Source organism: Vibrio sp. 1F279, from assembly GCF_041439815.1.
Taxonomy (GTDB): domain Bacteria; phylum Pseudomonadota; class Gammaproteobacteria; order Enterobacterales; family Vibrionaceae; genus Vibrio; species Vibrio tasmaniensis_A.
The window spans coordinates 49,500-73,451 of record NZ_JBGOOU010000013.1; the positions used below are offsets into that span (position 1 = coordinate 49,500).

The following is a 23,952-nucleotide window of genomic DNA, read 5'->3' on the forward strand; positions in this document are numbered from 1 at the left end:
CTTGACCTTAATGGGACAAAGCCTTTTACTAATAGTTCACTGATGTTGATAAACGAACAAGAAATCAAGCAATGACTAGAACGCTCGCTCGCCCTTATCCACTAGGCGCAACGCTAGGTAACACTGGCTGTAACTTCTCAATTTATTCCCCTGACTGTAAATCCCTTTCTCTCGCTCTTTTTGACGAGAACGATGAGTTCACCACTTATAAATTGGAAAATGAATACGCTGATATCAGGTATGTATTTGTTGATGGTATTAAAGCGGGACAAAAATACGGTTTCATTGCTGAAACTGATAATGGCCCGATCTTACTTTCCGACCCTTACGCTAAAGCAATAAGCGAACCGCTCGATTACGCAACGCCATATACCAATGAAAAAAGCTTTTCGATGGCGAAGTGTCTCGTAGTTGATGACACGTTCGATTGGCAAGATGTCGAAAAGCCGCGTATTAGCCGCGAAGAGACCGTTCTTTTCGAAACCCATGTTAAAGGCCTATCTCAACTTCACCCAGAAGTCGCGACCAATACAAAAGGCCGTTATTTGGGGTTAGTTAGTCCCGAAATGCTTGCATTCTATAAACAGCAAAACATCAATTCTCTACAACTTTTACCTATTGCTGCATGTATGCATGAACCCCACCTATTGGATATGGGGAAAGTGAATTACTGGGGTTACAATCCATATTTGTTTATGGTGCCAGACCCACGCTACGCCGAGAAAGACGCCGTAAGTGAACTCAAAACCGCGATTCGAGAACTGCACCGCAACGGTATCGAAGTCATTCTCGACGTCGTCTACAACCACACAGCAGAAGGCGGTGAAGGTGGTACAACCTTCAACCTAAAAGCACTGGATAGCCGCTACTACATTAAGCATGGCTGTCATTACGCGAACTTCACTGGTTGTGGTAACACGGTCGACCTCACCCACCAACCAGCACTTAACTTAGTCATGGATACACTGCGCTACTGGGTTAGTGAGTTCCAAGTCGACGGCTTCCGTTTTGATTTGGCAGCAACACTGGGGCGCGAAGGCGATAACTACAATCCTGAGGCTGCTTTCTTCAAAGCCGTCGCCCAAGATCCGGTATTGAAAGAAGCCAAGTTAATTGCAGAACCATGGGACATCGGGCCAAATGGCTACCAAGTTGGCAATTTTCCGTTGGGGTGGAATGAATGTAACGACAAACTGCGAGATATCACTCGTAGCTTCTGGCGTGGTGATCAAGGCTACTTGAAAGAGTTTGCGACTCGCTTAATGGGCTCTCGTGACATCTACAGTGCCGCACACTGGCCGTACAAATTAACCGTCAACTACATCACTTATCATGACGGCTTCACCATGCAAGATCTTGTTTCTTATAAACATAAGCACAATGAAGAAAATGGTGAGAGCAACCGCGATGGACACGGTGATAACCGCTCTGAAAACTATGGTGTAGAAGGCAATACAGAAAACCTTTTGGTTATCGCAACACGCGAAAAGCAAAAGCGTAACTTCATGGCTAGCCTGTTATTTGCATTCGGTATTCCGCATATTTTGACGGCCGATGTGTTATCTCATTCTCAAAAGGGCAACAACAACGCGTACTGCCAAGACAGCGTCACTAGCTGGCTCAACTGGGAAGATTCCGAGCGTAAGGCTTATTTCAAGGCTTGGTTGTCTGAGATGATCTCCGCACGTCAGCAATACATGGTGCCGTTTATCAAGGCGTTCAGTGGCGATAAACGTAACTCTAACCGTATATTCTGGAGCCGTGTTGATGGCACAATCATGGAACATGATGATTGGAACCGTTTAAGCTCTGTAGCCTTACATTTAGGCATCGGCAAAGATGGCGACGAGTTGATTTATCTGATCAACCAAACCAACGCACCGGCTCGATTTTCTTTACCGAGTGACCGTCAGCAAAACTGGGTAACCATCTGTGATACCAACTTGCGAAACGTGAAACCGGGTCATGCCGAAGGTGAAATGCTGTTATCTCCCGTTTCAATGGCAATTTTGCACTATTCGCCAAACAAGACTGATTCGGTTTAGGTTTAGGTTTAGGTTAAAAGCCAAATCAGCTTAATAGAACACGCGAAGCCATAGAAGCCAGTTATGTTTATGACTGGCTTTTTTATTAGCTGAACGTCACAAACTCAATTTTTTATATGGAACATTTTGCATTGATGTGATTACGAAAACTGTTTAGTATGCCGTACTATAAAAATGAATCTATAACGTCTTTGGATATCATGGCTTTACCTAAAACATTAATTCGGCTTTTTAAACCATACATTATTTTATTAACTGGAGGGATGCTCTATCTTGCTGCAGCTCAACTTGAAAAAGTAGAAACGACAGCAAAAGAACAATCACTATCAAATATTCGTATCGCAAGTTCCATCATCAATTCCAACATCGAAGCCACATTCGGCAAACTCTATTTTTTGGAAACCAGTTTAAGCTTATCTACATCAGGCCCCGTCGGTGAACAAAAATTCAGGGACATCAGTGACAATATTCTTAAGAGAACACCTAACTTCTCCGATATTGTTCAATACCAGCCTCAATCCCAACAATATATTTCAACTCGTGGCCTGCCTCTTTCTAATGAGCAGATCAATGCCATCCAGTGGAATCCAATAGATAGTGTTGTAGAAGGTTTTTACATCTCTTCTATCTATCAAAAACCCGATGGTCGTTGGGTTTTCGCGATCAAACACACGACGGAAAAGTTGAACAAAGAAATATGGATTGAGTTTGACCTTTTGCATACCACACAAGGCCTGAGAGACTTAAAGACATTAGACCGTGGCTATGTATTTGTGGTTGATAGAGCAACCGAACGACTGGTTTTCCATCCTGATCCGAAACGCATTGGCTCCAAATCCATCAGCTATCATGCAGGCATCAGCCACCAACTCTCTCAAGGTGAGACCGTCGGCCAACACGAATACTACTATCAAGATAATTTCAAAATAACGGTATTTGATGCTGACAACAGCTTAAACTGGGTATTCGTCTCGGGCACTGATCGTCACGACATACTCACCAGCTCACACCAATTTACGCTAACTGGCGTGGTACTCGGGTCACTGCTTCTATTATGGATTGGCGCACACTACCTAGCTCACCGCTTGAACATATCGTTATCTCAACTGAATAAAGTTGATGATCTCGCCAGCTTTAAACGAGAGTTAAAAGCCATATTCAATAGCTTTACCTATCAAAAAGGCATTCAATTCTGCCTTTATCAAGCAGAGAGCCATTCATTCAGTACTATCGATTATCATGGAAACAAATCAAAGGTACATTCTGACAAAGCCCTTGCTGAGCGATTTGCTCCCGAAAGCATGGCTTATCGAAGCAGCAAATACGCGGATCCATTGGCACGTAAACTCAAAATACTCCAACGCCACTACTGTATCCCTTTGCACTCTCGTAACCAGCTAATCGCGGTGATTTACGTCAAGGCGCCCTTGCCGATCAGTCAAAGTATTTTACGCATGATCAAAGATTACACGGAAGTCTCGTTGTCTAACTTACTGCTCCACCATCAATTGAGCAGTAAAGATCTCATGACTCAGTTAGACAACAAAAGTAGTTTTAACATCGCGATCGACAACTACGCATGCGAACCCGATACCTATGTAGCTCTGCTCGATATCGATAACTTTGACCACGTAAATCGAGCTTACGGTGAAGCGATTGGCGACAAGATGATAAAGCTCGCCGCAGAAGCGATGCGTTCTTACTTCCCTAAGCCAAAAGGGCTTTGCCTTGCTCGAGTTGGGGATAAGGAGTTCGCCGTTTTATTCAAAGCGAATGATGCGAAGGATGCCAAGCACCAATTGGAACAATGTCGAGTCAGCATCGCCGAGAAAACCATTGTCACTCCGGATATCACATTGTCACTCAGTATCAGCGTCGGGTTTTCGCAAATAGACGGCGAAACAGACTCTGCTTTAGCCCTTGCGGAACAAGCAAAACTTATCGCACTACAACTTGGAAAGAATCGAGTAGAAGGTCACATTAGAGGCGTAGCCAAAGCGTCGTAGACATTAGCTAACACGCTCGTATCACACCGATTGGTACGATACCGATAACGAAAAAGCACCTAGGATTAATCCCCTAGGTGCTTTTGTTTTTATGGAAAGTCATTACAATGCGCGTTCGATACAACAATACCCTTTTTTAACGATACGAGCCTTATGAAGCTAAGTAACCGACTGCAAACTCTCCACTCCCTTGTCAGTAATGACTACCAACATATTTGGGACTGTTGTTGTGATCACGGCTTCTTGGGTGTTCAGCTATTATCTGACCACAAAGCACCGCAGATTCATTTTGTCGATATTGTCCCTTCTCTGATGAATGAACTGGAGGGCAAGTTAACGCGTTACTTTCCCCAAGATAATTCAGACCAACAAGCGGTTACCAGCCAATGGCAAGTCTACTGCTTGGATGTCGCAGCGATTCCATTGGAAAAGCACACAGGCAGACATCTGGTCATTATTGCGGGTGTGGGAGGCGATCTAACACAAAAGCTCGTCGACGATATTCATTGCAAGCATCCAGACAAAGCGATCGATTTTTTGCTTTGCCCGGTTCATCAGCAGTTCGAATTAAGAAATCATTTAAAGGCGCTCAATTTCGGCCTAATTGATGAAGTGTTAATTGAAGAGAACCGTCGTTACTACGAGATTTTATTGGTCAGCAATAACCAAGGTGAAAGCGACAAAAATCTAGATGAAAACGGCAATAACCGAACGGTAACTGAGATATCAAGCGTCGGCGACAAGATCTGGACTCCGAACTGTGAACAACAGAAGCAAGTATCACAGCAATACAAAGCCAAAACATTGCAGCACTACTTGCGCATCCATCAAGGACAAGAGAAGCAAGGCAAAACCAGTCAGGTTAAGCACATCATTGAAGCTTACCAAGCGATTTAACTTCCTCACTCTTTGACCATCCTTGTTTTAGCGCTTTAAAACATAGTGAGCACTGACTGCACTGTTTGAGTAGACAAAGCCCAATCAATAGAAAAGCCGACAGTTCAATGAACTATCGGCTTTTTTGATGCTATCGATTTGGTATGAGCTTACTGTTCTTGTTTCTTATAAGCCACATCAGGTTCATCAGTCGTTTCAACCTCACAGGGCGTATCAACCCCATAAACCGTATCAAGATAGTCGTCTTTCTCTTTCCACGTACTATTCAACCAACTGTGGAAACGACGTTTAAACGCTTTATCTTCAAAATAATTGCCGTTCACGTTCTCATCCATTGGGTGCAGTTTAATACGCACCACCACCTTGGTCATTTTACCCTTCAGCATGTCTTCAAATGGAGAAGCCTGATTTTCTGGATAAGCCAAAGTGACATCTACAATACCATCCAAGATTGGGCCCATTGCCGATAGAGCAAACGCCACACCACCTGTTTTCGGTTTAAGTAGATGTCGATAAGGTGTTTTCGCTGTCGCCAGTTTCTCGTGGTTTGCACGAGTTCCTTCCACAAAATTTACCAAGGTTGTCGGTGCCCATTTGAACTTAGTACATGCCTTATTAATTGCATCAAAGTCATCATTGCGACGCTCAGGGTTACGAATCAAAAACTCACGTGAGTGACGTCTCATGAAAGGCATATCCAAGCCCCAACAAGCCAAACCAACAAAAGGAACGTACAGCAATTCATGCTTAAGGAAGAACTTAGTCATTGGCATCTTGTCTTTCAAGATCGAAGACAAAATCACGATATCCGCCCAACTGAGGTGATTCGACATCATCAAGTACCATTGCTTAGTCGAGATGTCTTCCCCGCCCTCAACTTGCCACTCGATATCGTTATTCACATTCAACATCCAAAGATTGAGCGAAGCCCAACACCAAAATGTGAAATTCGCTAAACGAGTACATGACTTTTGAACAATAGAGATTGGAAGAATCAGTTTGATGAGGCCAAAAAAGCTCACGGTAAACGCAGTCATTGCGGTATTGATGGTCACGAACAACACGTTCAAGGCCATACGAAGATTATCAAGCATAAAACACGGCTATATTGAGATCGAAAGCCGCCATTATACTCATCTATAAAATATTCTCTTTAGTTATTGGTGAATACATTAAGGGTCAAACCACGGAACTAATTTTGGTCTGTGCCCACAAATCAATCTCTCCCCTTAATCTGAAAGTGCCACATCAAAAAACAACAAAGATGTCATTTAGACACAATAGTGCAAAGTCTATTTGACATCATTCAAGTTCATTTCCACCGAATGATCAGTATTGATAAGCATTCTCATTATTGGCATGGTACATGCAACTCCAAAAAGTAAGATAGTTGAGTATCCTTAATGAGATAACTTCTCTAAATAAAGGTGATGATATGACAGATATTCCTCATGGCTTAGTAACCGGAAAAGTCGTACACAAGACCGAATGGACGGAGCAACTGTTCTCTCTTCAAGTCAGTGCGCCAGTCTCGCCCTACCAAGCAGGGCAGTTCACTAAGCTGGGATTACGTAACAGTGAAGGCGAGTTTGTTAGACGTGCTTATTCCATGGTGAATGCGCCAGAGCACGAACACGGTCATCAGTCGCTTGAGTTTTTAATTGTTAAGGATCAAAACGGGCAGCTTTCACCTCAACTTCATGAGTTGAAGGTAGGCGATGACATCTTTGTCGGCAAAGACCCAAGCGGCTTTATGACCTTAGATGAGATCCCAGAGATCGCCGACGATCTATGGATGCTTTCAACCGGGACTGCCGTTGGGCCTTTTATCTCAATGCTCGAAAGCATGCAGATACAGCAGCAAAACGGCTCAGATGTCGAAAAAGTAATGTCATTCAAAAACCTTGTACTGGTTCATGCCGTAAGAACAGAACAAGACCTGACTTATCGAGACCGTATCGCTCAACTCGTTAATCACTTCCAAGGGAAACTACAATATGTGCCAATTATTTCTAGAGAATCAGTCACCGGAACTTTGCGCGGACGAATCCCAAGCTTGTTACTTGGAGGCAACCTTGAGCAAACCACGTCTGTCGCTTTCAATAAAACCCGCAGTTTTTTCTACCTTTGTGGCAATCCGCAAATGGTTCGCGACACAAGTGAAGCACTAACCAGCTTAGGTTTCGAGAAGCACTTACGCCGAAAGCCCGGCCAATTCAGCAGTGAAAACTACTGGTAATCACGGTCACCAATTCAATCGAAGCTAAAGCTTGTATTCAAAATACAGACAAGAGGTTTTATATGAGTCATTTACGTATTCCGTCACACTGGAAAATTCAACGTTCAACGCCATTTTTCACCAAAGACAACATACCGGCTGCATTGCTTAATCACCACAACACCGCAGAAGGTGTATTCGGCCAGATCTGCGTAATGGAAGGCACCGTCACCTACTATGGTTTTGCTGATGCAAACGCGACAGAACCAGAAAACGTTATCACAATCCAAGCCGGGCAATTTGCCACCAGCCCACCTCAATATTGGCATCGAGTAGAGCTGAGTGACGACGCTCAATTCAACATTAACTTCTGGTCTGAGAAAGAGACTAAGAAGATGTTCAACACCCGAAAGTAAGGTTCATTCAATATTGATGAACTTATAAGCAAGCTACTTCGTAATGTGATTTTTAATGTTCAAGAAGTGAAGATAAAACACAAAATAACCATAGTAATTACAATGACTAATGGTGATAGACAAGACAAAAAAACTCTAGCACACTGAACAAAGTTATTAGTTTTAGCCCGATTTTAGATTAATAAAACAGACGGGTTATTTATATTTAGGTAAGAGAGGAAGCCATGCTCAACATTGCTTTTTTTAGCTCAAAATCATACGACGAAAAATCATTTGAACTTGCAAAAGGCGAACTCAACGCCGAGTTCCATTTTCACGATTTTCGACTCACTACAACAACAGCAAAAATGGCGCACGACAACGAAGTCGTTTGTGCGTTTGTAAACGACGACCTATCGCGAGATGTGCTAGAAATTCTAGCGAAAGGCGGCACTAAGCTGATTGCGATGCGCTGTGCAGGTTTTGATAAAGTCGATTTAGATGCAGCCAAAGAGTTTGGTCTGCAAGTGGTTCGCGTTCCTGCTTATTCACCAGAATCGGTAGCAGAACACACGGTCGGCATGATGATGTGTTTGAACCGTAAACTACACAAAGCATACCAACGCACTCGTGATGCGAACTTCTCTCTTGAGGGTTTGGTTGGCTTTAACTTCCACGGTAAAACTGTTGGTGTGATCGGCTCTGGCAAAATTGGTCTAGCAACTATGCGAATTCTGAAAGGTTTAGGCATGAACATCCTATGCTACGACCCATACCCGAACCCATTGGCAAAAGAACTGGGCGCTAAATACGTAGAACTCGACGAGCTTTACCAAGAATCTGACGTGATTTCTCTGCATTGCCCAATGAGCAAAGAGAACTACCACCTGTTGGATGCAACGGCATTTGAGAAAATGAAAGATGGCGTGATGATCGTCAACACCAGCCGTGGTGAACTACTGGATTCAACCGCAGCAATCGAAGCGTTGAAACAAAGCAAGATTGGCGCGCTTGGCCTTGATGTTTACGACAATGAGAAAGAGTTGTTCTTCCAAGACAAATCTAACGACGTGATTGTCGATGACGTATTCCGTCGCCTATCTGCTTGTCACAATGTATTGTTTACAGGTCACCAAGCCTTCTTGACCAAAGATGCTCTGTTCAATATCGCCAATACAACGCTCACCAGTGTTGATGCCTTCTTTACTGGCAACACCAGCGGCAACGAACTGGTTTAACAACAACTTGAGTTAATAGCAGACTGAGTTAGTAATAGACTCAATCTAGAAATAGAAAGCCACGCTAGTCCTAAGGGAACAGCGTGGCTTCTCGTTTATCCCGCATTCAAAAACAGTTCTAAACGCAGAAATGACAATCTTCGGTATCTAAGCCATAGACACCGTTTCTAATGGCAAGGTGCTCTTCCCCTGCTTTCACACCCATCTCATAACCTGCATTCAAGACCGTTTGATCCATTGTCAAACGCTTCACTGCAAACGCTTCTGGCGGCGCTATCACTTTAATGGTCGCATCTTTGGGTGGGTTACGAATGAACTCCAGAGACTGGTTGTAGTTTTCAGCACGTACCGCCATCGACTCAGCAATGTTTGGGAATTTCTTTAACAGTTTTTTTAGCATCCATTGATGCTTTTGAGGCTTCATTCGGTAACTCAAAGGATGAGAAAGAATCACCGTAATGTCTCGTGCGCCGCGACGATAAGCTTCACGAACCGGAATTGAATCGGCTACACCACCATCGGTATAACAACCACCAGAGAAGCACGGCGTTTCGCGGTAAGCGATAGGTAGAGCCGTTGTTGCTTCAACCACGTTAGAAAGGTTTTCTGGCTTGATGTGATAGTAGTCTGCACTGCCAGTATCGACGTTAGTTACAGCAGCAATTAAAGGAACACTTGAGAACAGCTCACCACAATCCAGTGGATAACGATGGTTAGATTCATCCCACAACCACTTAACGTCGACCAAATTGCCACCTTTAGCAAAGCGAGCAGGATTGAAGAACGTTTTATCCGTCGCCATGGTAGTAATCACGTTGTAGCTACGCTTCGGAGCTTGAGATAAGTAACCAACCAAATTCGACACACCCGCAGATACGCCAATAGCAAAATCATAAGGACGGAAATCGTCTTGCATAAAAGCGTCCAATACTCCTGCTGCGAAGATGCCTCTCATTGCCCCACCTTCAACGATTAATGCGCTCTTACTCATCTCAAACTCTTCTACTTTATAAACTGATAGCCGTAGGATAATCCGTTACCCTAACTAAATATAATGGGATGAGTTTATTAATTTGATAGGCAAAAACTATCAATAGAAATGGTGCTAATTTTCAAGTAATTGGTACGACTTACATGACTCACCTAATACACAGCATGATCAAAAAAGGCCGTTGAGTGATTCACTCAACGGCCTTTCATTTAACTAATCAAACTTATTGATTACGACTTAAATTCGCTTACATCGATTTCAAGTAGCTTACCAATGCCTTCTCCGTAAGCAGGGTCGGCTTTGTAACAGTGTCTTAAGTGACGCAGCTGAATCTCTTTAGGCACGCCGCCTAGGTTACGAGCAGTGTTATCAAACAGAATCGCTTGTTTCTCTGGCGTCATCAGGCGGAACAAGTCACCCGGTTGCGAGAAGTAATCTTCATCTTCGCGGTGATCCCAATGCGCTGCAGCACCATCTAGGTTCAATGCTGGCTCTGCAAAGTCTGGCTGCTCTGCCCATTGGCCTTCGTTGTTTGGCTCATAGCCAAGTGTGCTACCAAAGTTACCATCAACACGCATCGCACCATCACGGTGGTAGCTGTGGACAGGGCAACGAGGTGCGTTTACTGGGATATGCTGATGGTTAACACCCAAACGGTAGCGCTGTGCATCACCGTAAGCAAACAGACGGCCTTGTAACATCTTGTCTGGTGAGAAGCTGATACCCGGAACCACGTTTGCCGGGTTGAATGCAGACTGCTCAACTTCAGCGAAGAAGTTTTGTGGGTTACGGTTCAATTCAAACTCACCCACCTCAATTAATGGGTAATCTGCGTGTGGCCAGATCTTAGTCAGATCGAACGGGTTGTATGGCACTTTCGCTGCGTCCGCTTCTGGCATCACTTGAACTTTCAGTGTCCATTTAGGGAAGTCTTGATTATCAATGCTGTCTAGCAGATCACGTTGGTGGCTTTCGCGATCGTCGCCGATCACTTGTGCCGCTTCTGCATCAGACAAGTTCTTAATACCTTGCTGAGATTTGAAGTGGAACTTAACCCAGAAACGTTCGTTGTCTGCATTAATAAAGCTGAATGTATGGCTACCAAAACCATGCATATGACGGTAAGTCGCAGGAATACCACGGTCACTCATTACGATGGTGATTTGGTGAAGCGCTTCAGGTAGAGAGGTCCAGAAATCCCAGTTGTTTTTCGCACTGCGCATGTTGGTGCGCGGGTCACGCTTAACCGCATGGTTTAGATCTGGGAACTTAAGAGGATCACGAAGGAAGAATACCGGCGTGTTGTTACCCACCATGTCCCAGTTGCCTTCTTCGGTATAAAACTTCAATGCAAAGCCGCGGATATCACGCTCAGCATCGGCAGCGCCACGCTCACCCGCCACCGTTGTAAAACGTGCAAACAGGTCGGTCTTTTTGCCTATTTCAGAAAACAGTTTTGCCTTGGTGTATTTGGTAATGTCATGCGTAACAGTAAATGTACCGTAAGCGCCTGAACCTTTCGCGTGCATACGACGCTCTGGAATGACTTCGCGGTCAAAATGCGCCATCTTTTCTAAAAACCAAACATCTTGAAGAAGTTGAGGACCGCGCTTACCCGCAGTTTGAACATTCTGGTTATGAGCAACAGGACAACCCGCAGCTGTAGTTAGTTTTTTACTCATGATCTATTCCTTAAGGTCCAAAGGTGCAGCAATAGTGAGTGCACCTTGATATTTATACTGGCTTCCTTTCAAAAGCCCCTAAAATATTATGGATATAGAATAGACCTCTAATGGTATAAAATATAATCGTTTCTATTTATCGTTGCTATCTATAAAACCTATCGAACCATGATGTTAAGTAACCAATTGTCAAACCTCACTTTATTTCAAGATCGCATGGCCTACTTTCAGAGTCGCAGCGATATTTCTCGCCGTTCTGGTAAGGTTTAGTTCGGCTTCTAGCAGAACTTGGTCAAGTGACTGAGGAGAACGAACCGTACCAAACAAGCTGTTCATTTCACCATAAAGTGCTTCTACTTCTGTTCCCAGTGAGCCAGCAATGCCTATGATCGGAATGCCTTGTAAGCTCGCTCGTTTAGCAATGCCATAAGGCGTTTTCCCTTGCAGAGTTTGGTTGTCCATCTGCCCTTCGCCAGTAATCACCAAGTCGGCACCTTTCAATAGATCATCAGCTTGCAAAACATCGAGCACCATCTCAATGCCGGGTTTAATTTGGATATTGAATAACAAACCAAGCCCCATCGGCGTGCCACCAGCTGCGCCATAACCCACGCGCTTGTAAACAGGCTCATCGCCACCGGCATAACCTTGCGTTTCTGCAACTTGAGCAAAATTCTCAAGCGCCTTATCAAGCATTAAGACTTGTTCAGGTGTCGCTCCTTTTTGCGGACCAAATATATAGCTGGCACCGTTATCACCACACAATGGATTATCCACATCGCACGCCACAATCAACTCAATATCGGAGCAACGAGAATCGACGCCTGTAAGATCAATTGAAGCCAAATCCGCTAGCACAGCGCCACCTCGGCTGAGCTCTTGCCCTGCACGATCAAGCAATTTACCACCTAACGCTTGTACAATGCCTGCACCACCATCATTGGTCGCACTGCCACCCAATCCAAGAATGATGGTTTGAGCACCCTGCTCTATCGCTTCTAATATCAGCTGTCCGGTACCAAAAGAAGAAGCAACCAAAGGATCGCGCTGTTCTGGTGTCAGCAAGTCTAAACCAGACGCAGCAGCTATCTCTATCAAAGCCGTTCTCTTGGAGCTCTGAACTGACGGTTCTAACATCGCCCATTCAGCACTAATCAATGTTCCCAATGGCCCTTGGACTTTATTTGTTCGCTTTTGTCCGGCTAAACCTTGTAGCAATACATCTACCGTACCTTCGCCACCATCGGCCAGAGGCAAGGTCACATAGTCAGCGTCAGGGAAGATTTCACGAAAGCCCTTTTCAATGCACGCCGCCACCGATACAGCAGATAAAGATTCTTTAAACGAGTCTGGTGCAATTACAATTTTCATAGCGATGAGTTCCAATTGAATATTCGTTTTGACAGCTTATTCTCATTCTATTGACTCTAATAAAGCAAGAACAGCCCTTCATAACCGCCAATATGAATTTCAGTCACATACTCTCCGATGTTGCCGTTTTCATCGACAGGCTTCATCGGCACGTCCAATACAATCATCAGCTTCTCTGCCTCATAAAAGCTCGAATTCTTACCGTGGAAATCCGTGCGATACAACACACGACCATTGCTGAACTCTCTCGCTAACACCATATCTTCAGGGCCACCAGCGGCCACCTGATTTTTAGATTGATACATAAAGTACGTGAACGTAGGTAGAACGTGAGTCATACCATTGGGCAGATCAGCATGCACCACTTCACTCATCGATGAATCACCAACGATGGTGTAGTCTGTGGGTTGAGGTGTCGTTGTCGACAACATCAAAGGAATTGGCTCAAATCCCTGTAGGACCTGATGACTCGGCTCTCCCAAATCAACGGCTAATAACGAACTTGGTTGATAAGCGATATTTTTAGGGACACCACTTTGCCAGAAAGTGTCAGCAGTCGTGTTATCACTCCCATAGACGTAACTATTGTTCCACTGATTAAAATAGCTGTGTTGAGCATGTCGATTGAGGTGGTAAATCGCTAGGGTCGAGTATTGGTCTTTCTTCCAATTCTCTTCACTATTTCCTAGATACTGGACTCGCCCGTAACGCGTTGTCGCCTGAAAAATAACTCTTTGTCCATTGTAGGCGAGCGCAGAATTATCCCAGAACTTAGAGATCCCCGAGTAACCACTAAATCCAGTAGACGGAAAAATGTAATGCTCTCTCAGATACAAAGACCCGGCTTCGCTAAGATGACACTGCCCATTTCGACCTAGCAAGTTCGCCGTACCAATGTTCAACCCAATAGACGCATCACTTTCTAAAACAGATAGATTTTTGAGAAACGCTGAAAATTGTTGCTTGTAGAGATCATCCGCTTGAATTGAACCCGCAACAGCTCCTAACTCTTGAACATGTCCGCCAGAATGGACATAGAACTGGTTCGAGCCAATGAGTTTATTTGTGTCGTCGTTGTATGCACCATTCAAACCTTGGCTTGCCCAGCTTTGCTTGTAGTAGCGATGAATGGCCGATAAATAATCCGCGTTTGCGACGTTCGTTAACGACCAAGATGAATTCGCGCTCCACATTCGACCAAATGGCACCACTCTTGATTCCCAACGAAAACGCGCTGTCGCATTCTTATTGGTTCGATTTCGATACTCGCTTGGCGACAAGTAGTTATCGCCATTCAGGTCTGCAGACACGTCAAAGCCACGAATATTTCGCCATTGGCTGATAGCATTGCCATCAGGCGTTGTGGTCGGAGCGTCGGTTAACTTAACGGTTGGAAAGCTGTTTTTGAGTGTTACTTCTTTTAAACGCGGCCTGTCATCAGCGCTCTCACTTTGCCAACGAACTCTCACAACGTGTAAGCGCCCACCATCTCGCAAAAAAGTTGAACCAAAATACTGGCCGCCACCATAACTCGCCCCACTGCCATCATGAGTTGTGGCTCTTACCCAGTTATCCGGAAGGTTCCAAATAACCGATTGGTTTTTGGTCATATTGAGCGTTTTGTCTTTCTTTACATCGAGCCTTTCCCACTGTGAAACCCTTCCGTGAGAATCAATCGCTGTTGGGTATTCAATCCAGAATTCGCCGCTGCCAGCAAACTGTGAGAACTTAAAGGTCAGCCTTTCGAACTGTTCAGCATGATAGACATACAAAGCCCCGTCCTGTTCGAAATTCTCAAACACATCAGCATCCCAAGGAGGCTCTTGATACAGCCAAAAGCCCGCATGATCTTCACTGGCTGTATAGCCCAAGATCATAGGCTTTCCACTTAAGAGAGTATTTTCACCGTGGGTGTTATCAACTTCTGCGAGCACTGTATCTTCAGAAAAATGGAGAAAGAAGTCTTCAAAATTAACGCCATGTAATTCTGCGTTATTACGAAGGTCGTTCTCCAACCAACCAGAATTGAACTCCAATTTTTGGTTATACATATACCCAATTGTCGTAGCTCGCTTATTGTCGGTTTTATCTGCATAAGAGCCAAATACGAGGTCACTGTTCGCAATTTCCCAATCAATGACAGCATTCGCAGACATTGGGGAGCCCGAAAGATCAGCGCCGGATTCATGTTGCCCTGGCAGTACAATCGCTGTACCAACAGCAAAAGAATAACCGGTAATTAAATATGAAGGAATGAGTGTGAGCAGCCCAGAAATGTAAGTTTTCATGATTCAAACTTCCTAATCGATACCATTACCATTCAAAATACTTCGTTTAAAATCAACACATTAAACATCAACCTTGAGGACAATGTACGAAAAAAGTATCGTCTAGAAAAGTTCATAGTTCAAGCGTTAAGCCACCCGGTTCAACGAGCATTTAAGTGTGCCATCGAATACCCGAATGAAGACAATCTGAAACTACCGCCAGCTTAAGGGGAAAATGATTATGTTGGTCGTTATAAAAACCAAATGAGAGGGGGATTAGGCTTGCTGTGTCAGTATCAATCGATGAAAACCACCTACGGATGTAAGTGGTTTTTGCCGGAATAAATAGAAGGGATATATTTAGGTGCTTGAGTCGCTTTAACTAGATTTTGTCTACCTTAACAACCTCATCGTTAAATTTAATGTATTCCACATTGGAAATCTTGTCCGTTCCAATCGATTTACCAGAAATTTTTGTCACACCACCAGCCAGCTTTTCAATCGAATAATCGTTTTTGTTACCATTAATCTTCAATACATCGGTACCATCAGATCCATCGAAAGTGTTGTTAGCAGAATTCCCCTCAAAATAATTATCCTGAGAATTTCCAAGTATATCTAAAGCCTCAGAACCTACGATTTTCAAATTTTTAATATATTGAGATTTAAAGGTGTACTTTTCTTTATCATCAGAAGAAATTTGGATCTTAAATGTATTATTTAAAGACGGGTTCGCATTTAAATACGTATTGACCTTTGAACTGTCAATCCGCGCCGTATACTGATGATATTCAGGCAAGAATTCTTTGACGATAGCAAAACCAGTACTATCACTAGGCAAAGTTTCTCGGGTAACGTAACGGTAGTTATCCATTCCTCCAAACTCTGAATTAAACCCACCATACATTCCGTAATACGTGTCTGCTAGTGCGGCAAAATACTCGTGAGAAAAGGTTTGCCCCATCTTATACTGCTCAGGCATTCCTAGGTCTTTACCTATATCGTCACCGCCCCAATCGCCATCCCATTGTTCTTCACGTTTTTCATCAAGAGTTGCGCCTGCTGCTTGTGGACTCCAAATGGAACTTTTAGCCACATAATCTTTGCTAGTGTCTTTATCCTCGTAAACATATAAGCCTGTTGTGCTGTCATACCGATAATCTTTGAAAATACTCAAGCTATGGGCAGTAATTCTTTTTTGTAATCCGCCTTTGCTACCATCACCGGTCAAAGGGGCAATTCCTTGAGCTTGAGTTATATGAAGAATTTCTTCTATTGAAGCATCTCTTTTACCTACATTGGTAACGGAATTATAACCAGTGAAATACTCTGTCTCACCAACGTATGTCGTTTCGTTATATCCAAGCGCTTGGCTATGAACAAACCAACCATATTTTTTGAATAGCTCATTATCTGAAGCTATCAGCTGCAGGTAGTTATCAGCTGTAGCTGAGGCAAGTTTAGGCTCACGCGCTTTCAACAACCTCAGTAGCTCTTGCTGAAGATTACCAATATCACCTTCTGACGATGCCATAAGAAGCGTACCCTGACGCTGACTTATCGATTTAAAGACATCAAGCTTACTCAGTTCTGTATTCGCTCCATTTTCGGACAAAAGAGAAGTCCACACACCAATGGCTTGACGCAGATCCTCATCACTACCTTTTGTCGCAAGAATGGTAATACTAATACTTGAATCTGAGCGTAACGGTATTTTAATAAAGTAATCAAAACCTGCATCTTTCGCTATCTGGTAGTTACTTGGGAATACCGTATTAAAAGCACTATCGATATTGTAATTGGTAATCAACTTCGATTCATTTGGCAAGGTAAACCCAGGGGTTGGTGCCGGCGTAGGGGTCGTAGCGGCTGGACTCTTACTATCGCTACCACATGCTGAAAGCAAAGGTAAAATTGCGAGGATTGTTAGGGTGATTTTATTTTTGTTCATTTAAATACCATTGAAGTTCAAGTGCGCCTACACACATATTCTCAGTGACTAACTGTATTTTTACCTATTAATCATAAAAATACGTCAGCTTCAATTAGCGATACTTATATACGTGACACCCATTCACCTCAATTATATTTACTCAAAAATAGAGTTAACTCATGCGCTTAAAAAGACAAGTATTGTTAATATTAGGTTGACCGAAATTTAATAATTCCCGGTTCTTTCCCCATTGATTAAAATAAACTAAATAGCCCCCCAGCCATTACATTACCTAAGCACTCAGGTCACTGATCCCCCAAACCTATTTACAACCTCTTGTTCCACTTCCCTTGATGGTCGCGGTCGCAATTTTCTTGTGTATCGTAACTGACGTGCTTATCGATACTCTTCAATGTAATCCCAACCTGACTAAACGCCTTTTGGATAGCAACAGAGACCTCCTGCTGACCTCCCACCTCTAAGAAGTTCGTTCTATCCTGATTGGTATCGAATACGCAGACGATTTTCAAACTTTGCGGGAATGAAGAGAAATTGACCGTATGAGTCACCCACAGAAAACCATCGAAGCCTTTTAACGTGTCTTCACACACGTCCGTTAACACGTCTCTGATTTGATTTTCGATCTTCTTATCTGATTTGCGCATGCAGCAAACTTCCTATTTAACACCTTTAAAAATAAGGTTTTTCGGTCAATGTTGTCTTAACCGACATTGGACACTGTGGCTGTTTCAAATGCAAAGTATTTATTGGGAAGAGTCTACTGGAAGATATAGAGGAAACGCCTCATGCTTGATCACTGACGAAGCAATCAAGCATGAGGCGAATATAGGATTTAGGAAGATCTTAGCTCGCCGCTTGTTCCCAATCAGTCAGTAACTTCATGATCACGCGAGAGTCTTGGTGAGTTGCCATTGGGGCAGCAAGTTGTGTGTCACCTTGCTCAACTGCTTGGCGGATATTACGTACTTGATAATGGAAGCCATCGCCTTGCGCTTCGACTTTCACTTCGCGTGTCGACGTCTCATAGATCTCAACCGTGAATGTGTTGTCTTCAGTCGGTAGCCATGGGTTGGTATCGAGCGTGATACAGCCTTTGCTACCTAGAATCGTGAAGCCATGCTTTAAGCCGTGATCTTCAGCAGTGTGGATTTGCGCGGTAAAACTGCCGTTGAAACGCATCATCGCCGACGATTCACAGATATTGCCATCTTGGCCACGTCGGCCGATTGCCGAGATCTGCACATCATCGAACACACTCTCGCCAAATTGCTGCTGCGCAACAGAATGAATCAGCGACATTGGATAACAACCCAGGTTGTACAACGCGCCTTTGCTCGCAGGGTTAACGAACTGATCAATCGCCGCAACGTAGGAACCTTGGATTGAGCGCACTTCGCCAATCTCACCTGTCACTAATTCTTGATGAAGCTTGGCAATCAATGGATGGTGTAAGTACATCAAACCTTCTGCGAAGAACACGCTAGATGCTTTCACCGCTTGCAGAGCTTGTTCGGTTTTTTCCATATCAACCGATAACGATTTTTCACACAGAATCGCTTTGCCTTTTTGAGCGGCTTTAATCACGTATTCGTGGTGGACGTGATTAGGTAGCGCGATGTAGATAATGTCGACTGACTCATCTTCAATCAGGGCTTCATAGCTGTTGAAGGTTCGTGTTGGTTGATACTGCTCAGCAAACTCATTGAGTGTTTTCTCTGTGCGCCCTGCAACTGCATACAGTTCACTTTGTGCATCGCCTTTGATCGCATCCGCCATTACGCCTGAGATAAAGCTGGTTCCTAGGATTCCCCATTTCATGACTTAGATCTCCTGCTCTTGTGTTTTGATAGGTCCACGTTGCGTTTCAAATGCTTGTACTAATTCCGTTATATCACGCTCAATAAAAGCTTGCGTATGAGGCATCACAAAGTGCTGATTGATCGCCTCACGGTTAACGTATTGCTCAAGCAAGACAACGCGATCGCTTTGGTTTTGATCATAGCTTGCAATTGCTTGTAGGCAGCCCGGCTCACTTTGCATGTCTCGGCAAAATTGCTCGATAGCTTCAATCGCAGCCTCACGATCAATGTTGGTTTTAATCTTAATTTCTGCAGTAACAAAGATGGTTTCATTCGTCTGAGGCATTTCACGCTCTTATTTTAGTTAATTATCGGTTTGCCATTAATATAATTAACCCCTAATAATTGATAAACTCACGTTTTGTTTATTGTTTATCAACCGTGAGTGTTTAATGGATAAGTTAACTAGCATGAAGGTCTTCGTTTACGTGGTCGAGCAAGGCAGCTTTCGTAGCGCCGCCAACCACTTCAACTTGTCGGCGACCATGATCAGTAAACATGTCCACCACCTTGAATCGAGCCTCAACTCTCAACTGATCCACCGCACCACGCGTAAGCAATCGTTAACCGATTCAGGGCAGCTTTATTATCGAGAATGTAAACGAATTCTCGAAGACATCAGCAATGCAGAGAACCTGATTCAAACCTTGGAAAACCAACCACAAGGCACGGTAAAAATTAACTGCCCAGTTACCTATGGAAACAAGGTGCTCGCCCCTATCGTGGCCAAATTTCTCGCACATCACCCAACCATCAACGTTGAGCTGATGTTGAATAATGACCTTGTCGACCCTTATTCATCCGACATTGACCTGATTGTGCGAATTGGCGACCTGTCCGATTCAAGCTTGGTCGCAAGGTATTTAGGGGATTATGAGATGTGTTATTGCGCCGCGCCCGCTTACCTAAACCAACATGCTGAAATCAGAGTACTAGAAGACTTGGCGCAGCACCCATCGCTTGGATTCAGTTACAGCAGCCAAGCCCCTCACACCACACCGAATAAAGAGCGTGTGCGCTTGATGTCGAATAATGGTGATGTGTTGCGATATGCTGCCCTTCAAGGCGTAGGCGTATTGTTACAGCCGACTATCTTAGTTGCCGAAGAAATTGAGCGTGGAATGCTATTGGAGATCTTGCCCGGCATGGCACCTTTCCCTAAGCCGATTCACTTGCTCTACAAAACCAAGCAACTGTCGTTGAAGAACCGAACCTTTGTCGAATTCTTGTTAGCCACTCTTTCTGAGTAACTAAGCGCTGACGAATTAGCAAAGAGGCTTCTAAGTAACGAAGAGTTTTTTTAACAACAAAACCGCTAGACTGTTTGCCAATGGCTCATCAAGCGCTTACCAAGATCAGAGGGTGTGGTGTTATGGACGATCATCTCATCACATTGGTTGAACACCATGAAGTGTTTTAGTTCATCGCATAAAGCATGAACCAAAGACTCATGGTTTTTAATTCGCTCTTCCACAACCAAGTTACGGATATTGAGCAAACCACTCTTCCTGTCGACCTTGCAATCCATTCGTGCCACCAGCTCACCTTGCCAGAGAATCGGTAAGCTAAAATAACCAAACTGACGCTTGGCTTCTGGAACATAGCACTCAAGAAGATAATCAAAGTTAAACAGTGATTGCATTCGCTTTCGTTGAATCAACAGGTTATCAAACGGAGACAATATCTTTAACTTGGTTCTAGAAAGGGGTTGATTCAACAACTCAAACGCATCAGGCAGTACATAGTAATCAGAGCCTTGAATCTCTACTTTCAGAACCTGCTTATCTTCAAGCATCTGTTGGAGTGTTTTCTGAATCAGAGGCTTAGTGTTCTTAAGTAGGTAGCTCATTTCCGACGCTATTCCAACTCCGTTAGCCTCTAAATAACGTGTTATCAGATGCTCGATGTACTCTTGTTCCGTTGGTTCTGAGGTATCAATGCCACTCGGCAAAACTCGTTCGGTTAGGTCATACACCTTATGGAAGTTCACTCGGCTCGGCACCATTAGGTCGCCTTGCATAAACAACGTCTCTAGCGCCTGTTTGGCCGGTTTTCCGCCCCATCCCCCAGGGTTTGGTCTATCCCCTTCAAAGTCTTTCGCCATTAACGGCCCTTCGCTCTCAATGCGTTTGAGAACATGCGCCATCAGTGCATCATCCTTTTTATACCAATGCTTAAGCTTACCGCTCGCAAACCCGTTCTTTCGATGCAAGCTGAAACGGTAATCACGCATAGGTAGATAAGCGGCAGCGTGCGACCAATACTCAAACACTTCTCGACGCTCTAACAGCTTATCCAGATGATCAAGCTTGTAGTCTTGATTACGATTCCACAGCGTATGATGGTGAGCTCGCTGAATCACAGAGATGGTATCAATTTGCACATATCCAAGGTTTTCAATCGCAGACAGCGTGTTCGCCAAAGTGCCCCCATTGCGTTGCTTTTTAGGTGGTAACTTCTTAGGCGGCAGCTTTTGCGAAAGCAATACCAGTTTTTGCGCTTGAGCGAGTGACAGTGATTCCATGTAATTCAGACTCTAATTGATACCAATAATCGGCTTATGATTCAGCAATAAGTTCTTGAAGAATTTGCTTGTACGTTTCGACCGTCTGCGCACCAGTGACTGCACTCTTTCGGTTGAATACCACGGTAGGAACCGCTGAGATTCCCATGCGTTGCCATTCAAACTCTTGCGCTTCAATTTGCTTCAAGTTATCGATGTTCTTTAGGCGCTTCAGTGCTTTCGTTGAGTCTAAGCCAACTGCTTCAAGTTCTTGCGCGATAACCTCAAGATCGGACAAATTTTTCTGCTCTGAAAAATGAGCAGTAAAGAAGCGTAGCTTTAACTCAGTCTGTTTGCCATGCACCAACGCGAAATCGAGCAGCACATGTAGGTGACGTGAATTAACCATTCTCATGCTGTCATAGAAATTGAAATCGAAACCAACCGCTTTGCCACGCGCCGCAAGCTGTTCGCGTGAACTTTGACTCTCTTCTGCGCTAGAGCCGTATTTTCTCATGATATGGTCACGCAGATTTTCACCTTCTTGCGGCATATCGGGATTCAGCTCAAACGGCTGCCATTCAAGTTTAATTTGCTCCGCTAAGCCAAGTTCCGTAATGGCTTGCTCTAAGTTTTTGTAGCCGACTACGCACCATGGGCACATTACGTCAGAAATAATATCGAGTTGAAGTTTCTTGCTCATCGTCATTCCAAGTGATCATTGATAAGGCATGTCTGCAGTAAAAGCAGGCATCCAATTTATCTTCAGACTACAACAACCTGAACAATCGTTCAAATTTAACTAAATTCAACATTAACGAACAAAAAAGCCAACTCATGTTCACGAGTTGGCTTTGATAAAAATCGGGTCGAGCTTAAGAGCGTTACGCTAGCAACTTCTCAAGTACTTGGAATACACCCGCGTCAACGTTACTTGGCGCGCTAAAACGTGCGATCTCTTTTAACTTAGGATGTGCATTTTCCATCGCGTAAGAGTGGTAGCTCTCTTTAAGCATTTCCAAGTCATTGAGGTAGTCACCAAAGCTCATGGTCTGCTCGTAAGTGAAGCCAAGTGTGTTTTGTAGATGTTTAATCGCCGCACCTTTTGACGCTTCAGCGTTCATCACATCCAACCAAATTTTTGCACTCACAACCACTTGGTAGTTCTCACCGAATTTGGCATCAATAGTTGGGTTCACTTTCTCTTGTGAACCGTCGAAGTGACAGATAGCCACCTTGATGAAATCGTCTTCTACCGCCAGTAAGTCTTCTACTTGCGCACGGCGATGGTAGTACTTAGAGATCTCCGCTAAAGCACGCTCATCTTTGGTTTCAATGTATGCAGACTTTTTACCACAAAGTACAACGTGTGCACCTTCAATCGCACGCGCTTCTTTGATGATGTCTTTGATGGCATCAGTATCAAGTAAGCAGCTGTAGAGCTCTTGCCCTTTGTGCATCACTAATGTGCCGTTTTCAGCAACGAACATCATGCGATCTTTTAGCGGAGAAAATGTTTCCATCAGGCTGTAATACTGACGACCCGATGCCGCAGCAAAAATGATGTCTTGAGCTTCTAGTCGCTCATAAAGATTAAAGAATTCTGGGTCTAACTTTCCGTGTTCATTAAGAAGAGTGCCGTCCATATCAGCAGCGATAAATTTGATGTTCTGTTGTGGCATTTCAGGGCTTACCTATAAGTAATACCAATCGTAGTAAATAACTGTTCATCCTAGCTGGTTAAAATACTCGATAACTGCGTTAGAATTTTTGATTGTAGAATAACTACTTATCAAAAAATTCCGCCTTGTTCTCAAGTCTTTTCCCTGCGCTATTTCTGATCATTTACTTACTGTGATTGGTATGAAAATTAAATAGCAAATTATGATTTTTCGTTATCTTGTGTAACGGTTCTGCCTTCGATTATATCGCTAGAGTAGCCAGTGAATGCAATGCTTTTCGGTCGATTTCTTTGTTTAAATCTAAGATCTTGTTTATGCGCAATAAGAAGGTAAAAACAGATAAAAATCGAATATCAAGCTTAACTAAAAACACTGTTCTGAGATGCCAATTTAAGCCGACTTTCAAATTTCGCATTGACCAATAAAAGAAATAGGCCTACCATTAATCGTCTTTTAACGATTATGGAAAGCGAAACATCAATATGAACGAAACTTGCTCTACAACTGCTGGCTGTGCTCTGCCAATCGGACATGGTGATGTCGAAGCTGAAAAGCAAATGGCAACTCTAGCGAAAGCGCTCGCTCACCCGGCAAGAGTTCGTATATTGAGTATCCTTTCAACGTTAGAAAAATCGGGCGGCTGTTTGAACAGTGACTTGGTGAGTGAATTAGGCTTGGCTCAATCAACAGTATCAGAGCACCTAAGAATCTTGAAAACCTCAGGCTTCATCACTGCTGAATCGATACCACCGAAGATGTGCTATCGCATTAACCGAGATAATATTCAGCAATTTGAATCGCTTATCGACATTATTTTAAAATAGATTAACCACGCTTAGTTTGT

At 43.7% G+C, this 23,952-nt stretch carries 20 protein-coding genes; 8 read left to right on the forward strand and 12 right to left on the reverse strand.

The annotated features are described in order from the left end of the window. The first annotated feature begins 71 nt into the window (after positions 1–71). From glgX to ACED60_RS11580, 3 genes are all read left to right on the forward strand, one after another. On the forward strand, positions 72–2,045 hold the full coding sequence (glgX, locus tag ACED60_RS11570; protein ID WP_371727564.1) for a glycogen debranching protein GlgX: 1,974 nt from the start codon (positions 72–74) through the stop codon (positions 2,043–2,045). A 263-nt stretch (positions 2,046–2,308) separates the two neighbouring features. Further along, positions 2,309–4,051, forward strand: a complete 1,743-nt coding sequence (locus ACED60_RS11575; protein WP_371727613.1) for a diguanylate cyclase domain-containing protein — start codon at positions 2,309–2,311, stop codon at positions 4,049–4,051. Positions 4,052–4,204: 153 nt separating this feature from the next. Next, entirely contained in the window at positions 4,205–4,948 is a 744-nt protein-coding gene (locus ACED60_RS11580) for a tRNA (adenine(22)-N(1))-methyltransferase TrmK (RefSeq protein ID WP_371727565.1), read from the forward strand. Between the two features lie 149 nt (positions 4,949–5,097). Here the strand turns inward: ACED60_RS11580 and ACED60_RS11585 are convergent, their stop codons facing one another. Further along, positions 5,098–6,042 (reverse strand): acyltransferase, encoded by a 945-nt coding sequence (locus tag ACED60_RS11585; RefSeq protein ID WP_017100296.1) that lies wholly within the window; start codon positions 6,040–6,042, stop codon positions 5,098–5,100. Positions 6,043–6,383: 341 nt separating this feature from the next. Between ACED60_RS11585 and ACED60_RS11590 the strand changes: the two genes are divergently transcribed. From ACED60_RS11590 to ACED60_RS11600, 3 genes are all read left to right on the forward strand, one after another. Next, the gene (locus tag ACED60_RS11590) at positions 6,384–7,187 is read left to right on the forward strand and encodes a ferredoxin--NADP reductase (protein WP_371727566.1); all 804 of its coding nucleotides are present in this window, start codon (positions 6,384–6,386) and stop codon (positions 7,185–7,187) included. Positions 7,188–7,249: 62 nt separating this feature from the next. Then, entirely contained in the window at positions 7,250–7,582 is a 333-nt protein-coding gene (locus tag ACED60_RS11595; protein WP_371727567.1) for a DUF1971 domain-containing protein, read from the forward strand. Positions 7,583–7,806: 224 nt separating this feature from the next. Continuing rightward, on the forward strand, positions 7,807–8,799 hold the full coding sequence (locus ACED60_RS11600) for a 2-hydroxyacid dehydrogenase (protein ID WP_012600151.1): 993 nt from the start codon (positions 7,807–7,809) through the stop codon (positions 8,797–8,799). 118 nt (positions 8,800–8,917) lie between these two features. Here ACED60_RS11600 and ACED60_RS11605 read toward each other — a convergent pair whose 3' ends face one another. The 8 genes from ACED60_RS11605 to ACED60_RS11640 all read right to left on the reverse strand — a co-directional run bounded on the left by ACED60_RS11605 (position 8,918) and on the right by ACED60_RS11640 (position 19,209). Further along, positions 8,918–9,790, reverse strand: coding sequence for a patatin family protein (locus tag ACED60_RS11605; protein WP_371727568.1), 873 nt, complete (start codon positions 9,788–9,790; stop codon positions 8,918–8,920). A gap of 230 nt (positions 9,791–10,020) precedes the next feature. Beyond that, a complete protein-coding gene (locus ACED60_RS11610) occupies positions 10,021–11,472 on the reverse strand; it encodes a catalase (RefSeq protein WP_017100300.1) in 1,452 nt (483 codons plus the stop codon). A 201-nt stretch (positions 11,473–11,673) separates the two neighbouring features. Beyond that, positions 11,674–12,843: a glycerate kinase gene (locus ACED60_RS11615; protein WP_371701162.1), complete on the reverse strand. Its 1,170-nt coding sequence runs from the start codon at positions 12,841–12,843 to the stop codon at positions 11,674–11,676. Positions 12,844–12,899: 56 nt separating this feature from the next. Then, positions 12,900–15,131: a hypothetical protein gene (locus ACED60_RS11620; protein WP_371727569.1), complete on the reverse strand. Its 2,232-nt coding sequence runs from the start codon at positions 15,129–15,131 to the stop codon at positions 12,900–12,902. 361 nt (positions 15,132–15,492) lie between these two features. After that, positions 15,493–17,061, reverse strand: a complete 1,569-nt coding sequence (locus ACED60_RS11625; RefSeq protein WP_371727570.1) for a hypothetical protein — start codon at positions 17,059–17,061, stop codon at positions 15,493–15,495. A gap of 308 nt (positions 17,062–17,369) precedes the next feature. Further along, positions 17,370–17,708 carry a hypothetical protein gene (locus tag ACED60_RS11630; RefSeq protein ID WP_012600132.1) on the reverse strand — a complete coding sequence of 113 codons (339 nt, stop codon included), beginning with the start codon at positions 17,706–17,708 and terminating at the stop codon, positions 17,370–17,372. A 199-nt stretch (positions 17,709–17,907) separates the two neighbouring features. Beyond that, positions 17,908–18,882 carry a Gfo/Idh/MocA family protein gene (locus ACED60_RS11635; RefSeq protein ID WP_371727572.1) on the reverse strand — a complete coding sequence of 325 codons (975 nt, stop codon included), beginning with the start codon at positions 18,880–18,882 and terminating at the stop codon, positions 17,908–17,910. A 3-nt stretch (positions 18,883–18,885) separates the two neighbouring features. Continuing rightward, positions 18,886–19,209 carry a putative quinol monooxygenase gene (locus ACED60_RS11640; protein WP_017092743.1) on the reverse strand — a complete coding sequence of 108 codons (324 nt, stop codon included), beginning with the start codon at positions 19,207–19,209 and terminating at the stop codon, positions 18,886–18,888. Positions 19,210–19,315: 106 nt separating this feature from the next. Here ACED60_RS11640 and ACED60_RS11645 point away from each other — a divergent pair, with 106 nt between their 5' ends. Next, a complete protein-coding gene (locus ACED60_RS11645) occupies positions 19,316–20,173 on the forward strand; it encodes a LysR substrate-binding domain-containing protein (protein WP_371727573.1) in 858 nt (285 codons plus the stop codon). Between the two features lie 65 nt (positions 20,174–20,238). Here the strand turns inward: ACED60_RS11645 and ACED60_RS11650 are convergent, their stop codons facing one another. The 3 genes from ACED60_RS11650 to ACED60_RS11660 all read right to left on the reverse strand — a co-directional run bounded on the left by ACED60_RS11650 (position 20,239) and on the right by ACED60_RS11660 (position 23,108). Further along, positions 20,239–21,447 carry a winged helix-turn-helix domain-containing protein gene (locus ACED60_RS11650; protein WP_371727574.1) on the reverse strand — a complete coding sequence of 403 codons (1,209 nt, stop codon included), beginning with the start codon at positions 21,445–21,447 and terminating at the stop codon, positions 20,239–20,241. Positions 21,448–21,481: 34 nt separating this feature from the next. Next, a complete protein-coding gene (locus ACED60_RS11655) occupies positions 21,482–22,129 on the reverse strand; it encodes a DsbA family oxidoreductase (protein ID WP_371727576.1) in 648 nt (215 codons plus the stop codon). Positions 22,130–22,310: 181 nt separating this feature from the next. Beyond that, complete coding sequence (locus tag ACED60_RS11660) at positions 22,311–23,108, reverse strand: Cof-type HAD-IIB family hydrolase (protein ID WP_371727577.1); 798 nt, start codon at positions 23,106–23,108, stop codon at positions 22,311–22,313. A gap of 482 nt (positions 23,109–23,590) precedes the next feature. Here ACED60_RS11660 and ACED60_RS11665 point away from each other — a divergent pair, with 482 nt between their 5' ends. Then, entirely contained in the window at positions 23,591–23,932 is a 342-nt protein-coding gene (locus ACED60_RS11665) for a helix-turn-helix transcriptional regulator (protein WP_171307549.1), read from the forward strand. The last annotated feature ends 20 nt before the right edge of the window (positions 23,933–23,952 follow it).